Below are 14,397 nucleotides of genomic sequence, written 5' to 3' on the forward strand. Positions count from 1 at the left end.
ACCAGACGTATCCATTCTGGTATAGGGGGTATTTCTCCGAAAGAAATGTATTATCGATTAACTCAACTAAAACAGACAACCTAGCCCAATTCACTGTCCACTATTCTGAGGAGTTCCACGTTTCCACGTTTCCACATCAACACTCACACCCCACCAACTCCAGCGTCCGCCGATATTTAAAATCCACATGCGGATTCAGTGCTTCCAGCTTTTTCCGAAGATTGCGGTAGACGTACACACTGAAGAGCCCGACTCCACAATCCCGGATGGTTCGAAGGACCGCGCAACTGGAATGGGATACGCCCAACTGGGCCCGGTACAATTCCTTTCCTTCGCAACGGACCTTGTCGAAAGATTCGATATACAGCAGGTTGACAAATTCATTTACCTCTCCGTTTTGGGGGATGCCCGGAAAGCGTGCACACAACTCAGCTTCCTGAATATTGAACAAGAGGTCATCCAGCTCGGAGATCTCGCAGGCCCCGTTATCGTATACCAGGCGCGCCCGGCCCCGGGTTAGTTTTTCAAAATACACCAGCCGGTCCAGATTGATCTTTGGCCGTTGCCGGATATAGTTTTTGGTTTGACTATCTTCCTGCACGCCTTCTGTCGACTGGTCCCGCCGAGCTTCGGCTTCCTGATACTCCCGGTAATCGCGGGTGAGAACCAATGGATGCCCGCACATGCTCGTTGCCTCGTAAACCAGATAGTCACAATCCTGGTGGCGAAAAAGGATATTGTCGTAGGCTTGTTCTATTAGTTCTGCTTTTGCTTTAGCGGTTGCGACACTTTTGCATTTTTGCAGGAAGATCAATACCAGCAGACTCGCCCCGGCTAACCAGAGTAAATGTCGGGCGGTCCATCGTCCACCGGACGGGTCTCCCGCCTTGCGGACGGGGATCCGGTCTTTCCTGCCAAAGGAGGGAATCGGGATGCGACCAAATAATTTACTACCGGAATCACGGTGATCGGAGGGCTTGCTGTACTTTGGTTTCGATTCTTTTTTCATATCCATCCAATTTTATCAGCAGATGGGTGCGGTGTAACGTCTGGAGGAGCTTTTCCGCAAAAAACGGATTTTGCGGTACCATACTACAAATTGGTGCCGGTCTCAATGCCAACTTTGAATAGCCGCCGAAGAAGAGCGCTTTGGTGTTCCTTGGTTACCGATAGAGCCTAAACTCATCATCTACTGGATTAATACCAACCAAGTTGTCGACTAATCTCCGTTCTTCAAAATCTGGGGCTCTTGCTTACACCTGGCCCCTCCGGAGCAGAACTATATTTTGTTATTGTGTTTTTTTTGTTTTAATATTTTGCGGAAGGGGCTGAGGAGACCCAGGCCTTCTCACAGCGGGACGATTGGAGTTGGGTTACTTTAGTTTTCATCATCCTGCAAATGGAGCAATAGGAATTTGATGTTGGGTTGTCGATACAACGCCTTCGAAATTCAGGGAATTACTTTGATTCAACAGCTTATTGAAATACAAACTATGAGCGGCGAGGAGATCATAGGGCGCTCGATAGATGCATCAGTGTGTCTAAAAAGCAGACCTTACTTACGCTGCATTTTTTAACCTGATGGATCTTTGAGAATTGGTGTAGAATAGAAGTGCTTTCTTGCCATCTCAAAGTTTATATCACTTAATAGTTATTATGAATATAAATTGTATTAGTGAAGGATCTTCTTAGAATATTTTCTATACTCCTTACTTATCCCATCTAGTATATCAATTGATTCTACTAAAGGATGATCTTTATCTGCGGCCCGAAGGCAACAAAACTGCACCACATTGACGATCTCCGAACCGGATAACTCATATTTTTGGGCAATTTGCGGCAGATCAATGTCTTTAGCTAAAGACACCTGCTTTGGGAAACTGTTTTGCCAAAGCATCAGTCGCTCACCGGAACCCGGCTTCGGAAAGTAAATGATCGATTGAAACCGCCGCAAAAAGGCCTCGTCAATATTACTTTTAAAGTTCGAGGCTAAAATAACCAGGCCGTCGTAATGCTCGATCCGCTGCAAGAGATAGGCGACCTCCTGATTGGCGTATTTGTCGTGGGCGTCCCGCACATCGGTACGCTTGCCGAACAAGGCGTCGGCTTCGTCGAAGAAGAGGATCCAGTTGGTCTGCTCCGCTTCGGCAAACAGATTGGCCAGGTTTTTTTCCGTTTCGCCAATGTATTTGGAAACGATCATGGAGAGGTCGATCCGAAATACGTGTTGACTGATGATTTTTCCCAAAATGGAGGCTGTAAGCGTTTTACCCGTACCGGGCGGTCCATGAAAAAGGGCCCGGTAGCCAGGTTTCAGTAGCCGGTGCATCCCCCAATCCTGCATGATGACGGCACGATGTTGTAACCAGGCCTTGATCTCATCGAGTTGAACCACAGTATCGCGAGTCAATACCAGGTCCGCCCAATCTAGATTGGTGTGCAGCTCTTCGGCGGGAAAATTCAGGCTGAAATCCGGCTTGTACGCCTTCCCGGTAGTGAACAGTTCTACGTATTTGGGATTGAGGATGAGCTGGCCGCTCATGCGGGGTTCGTTCTTTTCGGGAGGAGCTAACCAGAGGATGCGGTTTTTGGCGAAATAGTGGTCGGGGTCGAAGAGTTGTTGGGCTTTGAAGCGCTGGTATAGGTCATCTCCCGCCAGCAGAAACAGAGCGGTTTCTCCGGTCGGCAGGAAGCCGCGGTGTTTTTTGCCGCGCAGGCCGCCGATTTGGGGGTGATTGCCCATTTGCGGCAAAAGTTCATCAAAAAAATGAGGGTAGATATGAGGAATGAGGGCGAGCTTAATTAAAAAGAACTCCCAATTACTCAGTTTTTTTTTCTTGGTATCGGTCAAATGCTCCCGTAAACAGTCGGTGATTGCATCATCCCAATCATATTCATGTTGCCGTAACGCCGAGAATTTATCTTCCACGATACGCTTAGTAATGTTAACCTCCATTTTGTATGCTTTTTAATATCGATTGATGAAACCTTCCAGATCTTTGGAGGTAATTCCAATACCCTTAATTCTTCTTTCCGTATAATTTTTCAGCCCCAGATCAGTAAAGTGCCGGGGTAAGGCATACTTATCTCTGAATTCATTTTCACTTAAAAATTCTTTGTCATATTTCATTTTTTCCGCCAGGTAGCTTCTAAACTCGGGCACTTGATCATCAGGTATCCGCATCACTGCTTCTTCGGATATCACATCCGGGTTGGTCAAATCGGGTAAGGGTATTTCATATCCTCCACTGTTATCCTTGCCGGCCTTGTCAATAGTTTTCGACAATTTTTCTTGTATTTTATCTCCCTTAAGCACCATCTTTCGATATTGCTTAAAGTATTCTTCCAGGTAATTCTTACTAAGACTCGTTTTTACACTAGTGATCTCCTTAATCGAAAGAAAATCGATCAGGTTCTGGAAGCCGGTTCTAAGCACTTGATCCCCCTTTCTGCCGGTTACGATAAAATCAAGTGGTTGGGGGTTAAATCCCATGGCCATTTCGGCCGCATATTCCGAAACAATTCTCCGAACAGTTAGTCTTTTGCCGGTCAAATCATTTCCCATTTCCGATAGTAATGCTTCTATCGAAGCAATGATCTCCGCTCGCGAACGGGAAACATCCAAAGAGGTATTAGCCGCCTGGTCCAAAATATGCTTTAGCCCGACTACTTCCAGATCATTGCGATGTTTGGCCTTGTCGAGTACGGCTGCCAATTCACTGGGATTTCCGTCAAAATAAGTCAAGGTTCGTTCATCCACGATCCGGAGGCTCTCTTCCAAAAGATTTACGTCGTGCCCGCCATCCTTCAGGATTTTCTGATTGATTTCAAGCGCTTCTCTGATCCCGCTGACATCATTAAAATTGTTTCGATTTTCTGATGATGTAATCTTATCCTGTACATCCGGATAAATCGCACTATCTTTCCCTAGTGTCCCTGCCTCTTTTCGATTATTTTGATCATTTACATTGGGAGTTCCCAACTCAATTTCATGCACTTTTGGCTCCTTAAAATAATCCCGCCATTTCTCTCCCCGCAGATTATCCAGGATCTCGTATTGGTGGCCGTCGCCCCATTTTACATGCTCTGCTGATGTGCCGCCCGTTTCTAGGATCGATCCCACGACGCCGTCTCTAACTCGCAACGGATTAATAACTTCGTATTCCCGGATGACCAGTCTCCCCTTGTCCGGATCTTTCCACTCGGGAAGAATAGCCAGATCATCTCTGATCTCTTTGATCGAATCATACATTTTCATTGACCCCCAGCCGCCCGGATTTGGGACACCTCCCTTTTCGTACTCTATGATGTAGACCTTTTCCCCCTTTACCAATATTCGATCAATAACGGGGGCATTTTGGCGATAAGGCTCATGCTTACCCATCTGCTTATAGTACTGATTAACTTCAGAAGCATCAAGCGTTCGGCCATGTTCAAAACCAAGATGGAAAGCATATTCGCCCTCTATTTCCACCAGAATATGTCCACTCTCCAGAGTAAAAAGGGTCTTCTGCTTATCCACGTCCATGTCCGGCGTAATGAATTTTTCAGCGACAAATCCCTCCGGATTTAATTTCCCGATCACCTCTCCATTATTGCTGTAAAACAGGATTTCGCCGTCGACCTTTCGGTATTTCAGTTTTTGAGCGAATAACTGCTGATAAATTTTCTTGCTTTTAGCGCTGAACCCATCGAGTCGATTGGCTAGCGTCACTCCCAAAACGGATTGCGGGGCAAGGCTTTCTTTTTTCTTGGTATCCGTTGGTGATTTATCAACAGGCGTTTCCCCATCACTGTCAACTACTTTGTAATGGTGCTCTTTGACCGTGGTTTGTTCGATCAGTATATCTGCATTGTCCTGTCGGGGAATATATTGTTCGGTCTGTTGCTTGGAGTGCGCATTTTCCTGATGTGTCCCTTCCTGGTGAGTCTGTTGGTCCACGCTTTTCTGAAAAGTGGCACCAAAAGCGGTTCCGAAAGGGAGGCTACCGACATGGGTTTCCCAACTCAGCAGTGCCTCGCCGTGCTGCTTCAGGATGTCGTATTGGGTCTGATCCAGAAAAATCAGATCCTTGATGGTTAAGACGCCTTCCGTGGCGATTGACTCGATCTCACCCTCTATAAAATCTTTCAGGAGTCCTTTGATCAGGCTGTGCTTCTTGGGGTCAGCTGCCTCTTCGATCAATTCTTCAGCGGCCTTGGCTACGGCTTTCGAAGCCGTCAATCCTTCCCCCAAACCTTTAAGCAATTTTAATTTTGCACCGACGCCCAGGCCAATTATTTCAGTGACCAGATCTTCTCCGAATTCGCTGGGAGTCCAGGTTCCCGCCGTCAATTTAGGAATAGTAGTACCGGCAAGGCTGCTAGCAGATACGATCAAGGACGCTAACCAGGGAGATGCCGCCCCCTCGGTCAGTACGGTGGCAATAACTGCCGCGACAATAGCCGCTACCGTACTGACAATATTAACGGTTTTCTCTACATCCGCTAGAAATTCCTCTCTGCTTTTATTAAAGTTCTCGTAGGTAGTAATAAGCTTTGCAATATCACCTTGCGTAACTTCCGGGCCCAGACCCTTGTAAATTCTATTAAAGCTTTCGTACCGATTGTCTTCCCATCCCCCCGAATCGGCATAAGCATCTCCATTGAAGAATTTATCACGATGTTTTATCTTTTCTTCCACCCTCAACTTAAGTATATCGGCAATTAGTCTTCGACCTTCCGGTGTTTCATATTCATCGGAAGTGGGTACGCCCAGCAGCTTGTCAAGATGGGCAATGTATTCCTCCTCCTCCAATTCCGTGACCGTAAGATAAAGGCCGGAAAACGGATTGCCTATAATGGTGGTATCAAGCAATCTTTTTTGGTAATTCTCGAATAGTTCAAGCGCCTGTTGTTCTTCCGGAGAATAGCTCTCTTTTCCGGTTTTTGTGCTGCTCAGATAATAGCCCAACCGAAATTGCTTCCGTTGCGCCGGCGATAGGTTTTCGGCGTACAGATCGAGTATTTTTTCTTCCGTTCCGGCTCCTTCCAAGGCCAGGTCCACTATCTTGTCCGAAAGCTCTTGATCATCTTCCCGGGTAGCGAGTTCGTAGAAGATCTTTTTTTCATCATCATCCAATCGATCATTTACCAGTAAGAGAAAGTCTCGGTTGTCACTGAACTGTTGTTTGCGTTCCTCCGCGCTAAGCCCCAGCATCGTACTGTAAATATTCTCTACTTCCGTATTCTCACCGAATTGACTGATCAACTTCACCTCTAGTAAGGTATTCGCATCTCTCTTTTTGAGGCCCGCTATGATAGCCTGCTTCCTCAGCTTTCCTTTTTCAGATAACTCGACCACGTAAGTATCTCTCGAATTACGACGTACTACAGTGTTGGAATCGTGTTCCTTAAGTGCCATTTTTTCCGCAAATCCGGAGATTGAGCTACTGACTTCCGCATCCTCCAACCAAGCGGAAAATGCCGCTTCATCTTCAATACCCGCCATCTTCTGGTAGCCGGCCAGCCATTCTTTGTAGTCACCGCCCGCGCCGATCATTCGCTGCTTGGCTTCCTCCGGTAAGTTATCCCCGGTAATCGCATAATAATCAGCAATCTCCGTAGACTGCACCTCTCCTTTGAGGATCCTTAGCGTTTCCTTATCTTTTGAAATATTTTCCAGGGCCTGCAGTTCCGCCCGGATTGCTTCCTGCTTCGCAGGGTCATCGGTATTTTTAAGGACTTCCGTGATCCGTTCCTTCTCCAGTACGATCAGCTCGAAAAGCCTGGTGATGCCGTCTTCATCAGTGGCGGACAGGTCCTCCTCGATCTTCAATCGTTGCATGAATGATTCCGATTCGGAAATAATTTTTCCTTCGTCATTCAGAACCAGCTTTAAGAGTTGGAGCTTCTCACTTACCTCCAAAAAGTCTAACTCTTTTTTAACAAACATATCGGCTATTAAAATCGCCCGGCGGCGCGGAGACAACTCCAGTAATACATTGTATACGCCTCTTTCATCATCATCCCAAAAGCCCTTTTGATCTTTGATGTGTTCTCTGATAATACTGGGAGAAGTTCTCTCTCCGGCTGGAATTGGATCATCGCCCTCCAGCGGACCGAGTTTCATCCGGATCTTGAAATACTCATCTTCGTCAATCCAGTTCTTTACTGAGACTTTGATAAAATCGGGCCTCGATCGTAATAATTCCAGATCTGCCTTACTCAGTGATTCGTTCAACAGGTTGATGATTGGTGTTTCATCTTCTACGAAAACAGGCGTTGCCGCGAACAATGACAAAGTACTGGAATGTAGATTGACGTGTACTTCGATTTTTTCGATAATGGTTGAGGCTTTAAGCAGTATCCCTTCGGCTTCTCTTTCCTGTTTCTCACTCAAACGCCCGAACGAAGTGAATTCCCGCAATAGGTTCTGACCGAACTGTTCACGGTATTCCTTCATTATGGCTTTCAGCAAAAGTAAATTGTCCTTTATGTCACGATCCTGTATGACCTGCAGCGCAGCTTCATATTCACCATCATCAAAATAACCATGAATAAGGGGAGTCCAACGTTTGGCTTGTTCGGAGGCCAGGTGCTCTGCTTCCTTTCGTTTTTGCGCAATTTCACGCTCCGCTTCCTTTTGTTTTCGTAGAACAAATTTTTGCACCGCGGCAACGGTGTCTGGGGTATACATACCCATATATTGGTAATTCTTGGGTAGCAAATCGGCTTCCTGCAGTTTTCGTTGGGCCGCCTTCACCAATTCGCTAAAGGCATCATCCAGGGAATTTTCCTCGAGTGCCGCATCTTTTAGTTTAGGGTCGGCAGCCACCTGATCCAGCTTATCCACCAGATCCGAAGAAAAGCGGTGCGCGTTCTTATTGTATTTCTTTATCGATCCGATTTGTTGGATCTGGCTTCCCTTTTTCCCGGTAATCGGATTGATCCAGAACCAAAACCCGTTGATATCATTTTTCCGGGCGTAAGCATAAGCTTCATCGTAAGAGTAGGCGGTAATGTAAAGCGCCTCGACTTTCTTTCGGTAATAATAACCCTCACCGAGCTGTATCTGGATCTCCCGGATATCCGGGATCGCATCGCCGGGTTCCCAGCCCATTTTTATCCATTTGTCGATCCAGCGACTGAGTTCGCTGTCGGTTATCCCCGGGTTCCGGGTCTTAAACAAGTTCCTTATTTCTTCCGGGGTATAGGTTTTGGGCTCCTGACCTACCCGATCCGCAACCGATGTTTTATCCTGGGCCTGTTCATTCACCGAATTTTCCGGGTATGAAGATACTTTATCATCAGCTAGTTGGGTTTCATTGCCACTTTCCGTTGCCCGGATCATCTCAGCCTCCGGATCCCGCACTGCTTGCCCTACAGGAGGCCCGGCAAGCACTACTTCCTGCTCCTCTTGCGGTGTAACTGCCTGGTCTGTATCGACTTCCATTTCTTCTGAGCGGCCGGCTCTATTTTCGAATTCCGAACCTATACCAGGCAAAAAAGGAACGATAACTTCGTATTGGAATAGGCCGGCAGAAGTCACATATTGTTCCTTAAATTCACGCCAGCTCAAGGATTCGTGCCCGATGCCGCCAATACCATATTTTCGAAAGAAGTACCTGGCATAAAAGGATTGCCAATTCGAGCGTAAAACATATTTATTGATAAAGAGATGATCGAAATAAGCTCCAACGACATCCTCCCGATGTTTAATTTTCTGAATTAGACGGGATTGTCTGGACAGTGGAGGGTCCCCTTTAAAAAAAGATCTTTCTCCGAATATTTCCTTACCAAAAAAATCCGCTGCCAGAAAACTTTCCGGTCCTGTTTCGACCAGCTCTTTGTCGGTAAGAAATGGCACCACAGCCGACCGCGTATCCTCAATTTGCGTATTAACCTCTTTCATGGTTTGCAGTTTACCACTCCACCCAAACCACCCCGTCCAGCCACGGCAAATGCACCACCGCAATCGACCAGGGCAGAAAGTCCAGTAAAATATCAATCGTCTCCCGTTCTACCCGGATGCGCCAGGCGCCCTGCTTGCGGTAGAGTTTACCCGGGCGCTGTAGGAAACTGCTGCGAAGTGTTTCGAGATCGGTACTTTGCATTTTCGGCCAGTGCTGCAGGATGGTACCCAGCAGATTTTCCGCCTCGTCTTTCTCTGCATCACTTAGGGCCACCCGACGGGCGACAGGAGCGTTCAGGGGGCGGGCGCAAAGGAATTTATGGAAGAGCTGTTCGGGTTCGGCTACCTGCTGGCGACCGCTGGCCAGGTATTCCAGCAGGTGTATGGCGCGCTCCTGAGCGGTGGGGGCGACAAAGTGGCCGTCCCGTACCAGACCGAAATGTTCCAAAAAGACTTCCAGCATATGGGCCAAAAGGACCAATCCCGCATTATGGATATAGTATTCGTCCGTTGCCGGCGGCCGTAATGGAACTTCCCGGGACGATGACGACATTTCCGGCAATGACCAGTCTTCGGTATCATGGTTCTCTTGTTCCGGAACGGCATCAAGTACAGCAAGCAGGTCGTCCATTTGCCGATTGCTCCGGGCTGTTCCGAAAGCCCATTCCAGTAATTGCCGGCGGAAGACTTCCGGCTGCCTGTCTTGCAGAGGATGATCCCAAACGGACCGGTTGCTAAGCGGTATATCTTCTTGTAGCACCGCCTGGATGACGGTATTGGAGCACTGATGAATCAATCGCCGCATACATTGTGGTCTGGTCATTCGGGCTTGTATGATAGCTATTACTTCTTTTATATTCCCTTCTTCGATGAGTTCGGCTTCGAAATCATGGAATGCCTCCTCGGCGTACCACCAGGGGAATGTTCCCGTTTCCAGAAAATAGGTAAATACCCGCAGTAGGGCTACCGGTTTCGTCAAATGCTGTTTGGGGTTTTCTCGAACCGGTTTATCGCTTACCTCCGGAATGTACTTCAGCTCTTTTTTCAAGGCTTGCTCGATAGCCGACAGCATACGGTTGGGCAATTGCCGGGCCAGGGATCGTTCATCATTGACTGCAGTTTCTATTTCCAACCGATCGATCACGATGAGCTCATCATCCAGGCCTAATTCGTCAAAAAGGCGTTCCAGCTGCGGCAACACCTGGTAATTAAACAGATCGGTTACTTTAGCCGACACGGCTTCGGCCCGCCCGGACTCCCGGACGACTACTTCGAGTATCTGCTTTTGGATCTGGTGTTGCATTGCTATGAAAATTTCCAGTACCTCAGGCTGGCCGCCTCGGAACCGGTAATAATTGATTCAAAAATTCAACCAACGCATCATTGGATGGCTGCAAAACGGCCGAGTCCTGATCCAGATCTTCCAGCCACTCCCGGTATAGTTTTTCAAACCGATTGAGTGAAAGAAAGGCAGGATCATCCGACCCGGAGGTATCTCGGTCCAGCCAGAAGACCCGCAAAAAGATGTGAGCAGGCGCTTCTTCCCGGATTACGGTTTCAACCACTTGTCGGTAAGCGAGGTCGCGCAGACGAGGCGAGCACTCTGTGGGTTGCGCTGGACTGGTGGTGTCGGAAAAATCCCGCTCGTAACTGGAAGGCAGCACCAGGGTCATAACAAAGGAATAAGGGTCTTTGATCATCCGCACCTTTCGACGCTGCTCCGCATCGCAAAGAAAAGGTTGCAGTAAAGTATAGTTCCGAGTGCGCGGTCGCAGTAAGATGTGTTCCACCAAATGAATACCCTCTCCGTTGAATCTTTCCCACAGCATCTCCATGATCCGGGCAATGGTAGCCTCTGCTTTTTCCAGCGTTGGAAATCCGGGAATTCTCCGGGCCAGGGTATCCGTTCCATCCCGCAGTACGAAATAATAACGACCGGCATTCGAGATCTTGATCAGGTAATTATCCCGGTACATGCCCAACTGAGCTACGGTTTTTAGTGCATTGATCAAGTCGTTATAGACTGTGTAACGGTCGGATGCCGTCATCAATATTGTACCGTCCTCATCCCGCAGGCGGAACCACCATTCTGTGATCCCATCAGTGTCGGTTTCATCGAAGATCTCGAAAACATCCGGAAAAACCGACTCGTGGCAGAGGTTCCGTCGCCGACAATTGTACAAACCCACCTTGGCACAAACCCGTTGCAAGTAGCCCGAAATATTGTCCGTATCCCATACATCCGGGCTACCGTCCTTGCGTTTTTTACAGTAATGCAGCGCCGTGGCCCGCGGGCTGCTGAAGCCCGGATAAAAAGCCATGAGCCGCTGCTTAACGCGGATCAGTTCCTGCAGGATAAATTCCGGATCGCCCCGGTAGTAATTGCGGACCCAATTTTCGTAGTGGAGCACGTCTTCCCCCACCCGGGCCAGCAAGTGGTCCAGAAAACGATTCCTCCGCTCCAGGAAACGCGGCAGGTTTTCCGTTGCTTTTTCGAGCGCCTGGATATAGTCGTTTTGGTGATCGGCCAGGAAATCTTCCCAGCTTTGGCCGCTGTCTACCTGTGCTTTGAAGAGCGGGCCGATCTTCGGCAGTTCGTACAGATCCTGAAAAAAATAGGTGCGAAATACATCCGCTTCCATGGAGAACAAACTACCGATATGGCTCAGTTGAGACAGGTAGTTCGCCATCATTTGCTCAAAGAACATCAGATATCCTTTGAGCTGCCGGGCCCGCCCCTGCTGAAAGGCAGTGGCGGTGGTCGGGAGGCCCGCCGCCCCGATGCCGTACAAGCGCGGCAGATCACTCTGGACAGAAGGCCAGTGTCCGAGATCCATGACTTTCCCCTTCGGCAAGCTCAGCCCATCATCCTGCGGTATGCGCCCGGGTAGTTGGGCCTTGATTTTGCGGTAGTGGGCTTTGACCAGTGATTGATCCAGTGTTACGAGTACGCCTCCCTGAAAACAACAGAGATTGTCGTCATCCAGACAACGATCCGGGTCAAGCCGAAAATAGTAACAACCCTTACCGGCCAGTTGGAAGCAATTTGCCTCATCGGTGACCACCTCTTCCAGGCCGATGAAGGAACAGGTTAAAAGCTCCCGAATCGCCAATACGCCGGAAGTACAGGCCATGATCCGGATCAGATCGGAGTTGTAGACGGCCGTCCGCCTTTTCAGACGGACCGCCTCTTCATCCTTGATGAACCCGTGCCGGAGCAGGGGCCCTTCGAATATTTCCTCCACCGGCATTTCTTCGGCCAGTAACTCATCCAGCGTATGGAACCGGACTGCGGGTGACAAGTACTGATCGATCTCACAGAGCAGTTGAGCCACAGTGCGTTCGGGATCGGCGCTGGTCTCCAGTTCGATAGCTGCTTTTACGACTACCTCCTGCGGGCGACAGAGTTTTACGCGTTCGATATCTTCACAGAGATTGCGTTTGGCGCAGTAGGTACCTTTTACCTGCCGGATGACCTCACTGGCCCGAATGACGCTGCGCTGAAAAACCGGAAACAGACCGTTTGGTCGCACCGCAGTTAGTACATTGATCAAAACTGCCCGCAGACTTCGGCCGGTACTTGCCGCTTTTTCCAGGCGCAAGGGAGGAGCGGAACGGGCAACGATACGACCCGGTACCGGTCGCGGTGTTCGGAGCGGAACTTCGGCCCGGACCTGCATAGTAACCGGAAAACGGACCACTTCTTTGCCGGCGCTAAACTGTATCGCCACTTCGGCTGCATACACCGTACGGGTTCCTGCCGTGGCCGGTTCGGGTTCCCGAACTAATTCAATCGACTCGATTTGATTATCTGGGTCACCCAGGATCGCTAAATTCAGATCTTGCCAGTGGGGTAAATAGGTGATGACTTGAAAACTCTGGCCGCTTACTTGTATTTGACTGATAGCCCTGCCGCCGCCCAAGTCGATGACCGGAGGCGGATTGGGTAGATCCCATTCCACTTCCGGCTCCAGGATCAGGCTGATGCAGTAGAGGCCATTCGGGTGTTGTTTTTGCCAGTCGGTGACCTCCCAATCCGCTACGGTTTGATCGCGGTTGAAGGACAGGCTGTAGAAAGGACTTTCGCAGCTAGGCGTACCGCCTTTCTTCTCTTCGGTCCGGCAATACAGGATCGGACACAGATCTACGGCCCGTTCCAGCAATACATTGCGCAGGCCGGGAATATCCAGGAAGTATTTCCAGTAGTCCTGCGGTGTATACGGGCAGTTGGGCAGAATTTCTTTAGCACGGTGAAAATGGTCGTCCAAGGCAATGCGCCCGTCCGGATGGCTCGCCAGCAATACCGGAATGGAGTGATCCAGCCGGTAGCCAAGATCGGTGATGGCGTAGAGCAGGGCTTCCAGCAGGGTGATGCCGGGATCGTGGAGGTTGTAGTCGGTCCAGATGTTGCCGGCCATGGCCTGGAGTTCGATGATGCCTTGTTCGCGGAGCAGGGCATAATCCTGGCTTTTGAAGCGTGGTGCATTTTGGGATATGGTGGGAAAGTCCAGCATGTGTCGAATTATTGCCTCATTTAGGAAAGCTTCATTATAAAGCGGATAGAGAAATACGGAGGAAGGTTTTCGTGTTCATCCACGGCATCCTTTTCGGTCGAATTATTAGAATCGCCCCTAACAATGTGATCGTGTTTACCTGCCGGACCTGTCCCAGTATAAGGATCACCCTCACTAAAAGTTGGGACCAAAAAATCGAATGTATTGGGATCTTTAACGCCTTCGGATCCTAGTGATGCATGAGTATGATCCCCTTCCTCATAAGTCTTCAGATCTATATAGTGTTTATGCTTTTGAACACCTGATTGACTCGCTGTAAGTTTTACTTTATTTTTTCCTCCACTTGCTCCTATAGTAAGATATTCTGATCTGTTTTTTTCTGAATTTGTATATCCATGATCATTTTGATCCGCATTAGTCTGACCCACGATAAATCTTCCCCGTAAATCAGGAGTACCATTTGTCCCATCGCATATTGCCCATCCTGCAGGAACGGTATTGCCGAACCACATGAGGATAACCCCTATAGGTACAAGTCCGCTTCCTGCAATATTCAACGAAGTGGCCGTTATTGTACCCTGAATATTAACATTCCCACTAATATCCAGCGAATCCGCGCAAAGCTCTCCCTGCACCATAGCATCCCCATTCACATCCAACTTCTTGGCCGGAGAAGTGGTCCCGATCCCTACATTACCGGAAATCTGTTCAATAAACACCGCATCATCGGCCCCGAAGGTATTGATCGTTACGCCTTTACCATGTTCGCTCTCAATAGAATGATGCTCATCCCCGAGAAACAGCGTAGCCGTTTCACCAGTCTGATCAAACCCATCCGTCCCCTTCAGCGTCAGGTTATTACAGATCGTGTCATCTTCACAGGGGTGAAAGAAGGCATCGATCCACTCGTGAAAATTTTCCTCCGTTGGGGTACTGCACTGTTCGAAGTAGCCTTTCAGAATATCGCGGGCTATACAATTACATGCCATA

General features: G+C 48.7%; 6 protein-coding genes. All 6 read right to left on the reverse strand.

All coding sequences use genetic code 11. The features are described from left to right. Nucleotides 1–136 precede the first annotated feature (136 nt). Nucleotides 137–1,009, reverse strand: a complete 873-nt coding sequence (locus tag CRP01_RS37855) for a hypothetical protein (RefSeq protein ID WP_099155309.1) — start codon at nt 1,007–1,009, stop codon at nt 137–139. A 663-nt stretch (nt 1,010–1,672) separates the two neighbouring features. Beyond that, complete coding sequence (locus CRP01_RS37860) at nt 1,673–2,956, reverse strand: ATP-binding protein (RefSeq protein WP_099155310.1); 1,284 nt, start codon at nt 2,954–2,956, stop codon at nt 1,673–1,675. 12 nt (nt 2,957–2,968) lie between these two features. Then, a complete protein-coding gene (locus CRP01_RS37865) occupies nt 2,969–8,893 on the reverse strand; it encodes a hypothetical protein (protein WP_099155311.1) in 5,925 nt (1,974 codons plus the stop codon). Nucleotides 8,894–8,903: 10 nt separating this feature from the next. Then, on the reverse strand, nt 8,904–10,196 hold the full coding sequence (locus CRP01_RS37870) for a contractile injection system tape measure protein (protein ID WP_099155312.1): 1,293 nt from the start codon (nt 10,194–10,196) through the stop codon (nt 8,904–8,906). Nucleotides 10,197–10,218: 22 nt separating this feature from the next. Beyond that, on the reverse strand, nt 10,219–13,407 hold the full coding sequence (locus CRP01_RS37875; RefSeq protein WP_099155313.1) for a hypothetical protein: 3,189 nt from the start codon (nt 13,405–13,407) through the stop codon (nt 10,219–10,221). A gap of 20 nt (nt 13,408–13,427) precedes the next feature. After that, on the reverse strand, nt 13,428–14,396 hold the full coding sequence (locus CRP01_RS37880) for a tail fiber protein (protein WP_099155314.1): 969 nt from the start codon (nt 14,394–14,396) through the stop codon (nt 13,428–13,430). Between the last annotated feature and the right edge of the window lies 1 nt (nt 14,397).

Source organism: Flavilitoribacter nigricans DSM 23189 = NBRC 102662 (genome assembly GCF_002646595.1).
Classification (GTDB): domain Bacteria; phylum Bacteroidota; class Bacteroidia; order Chitinophagales; family Saprospiraceae; genus Flavilitoribacter; species Flavilitoribacter nigricans.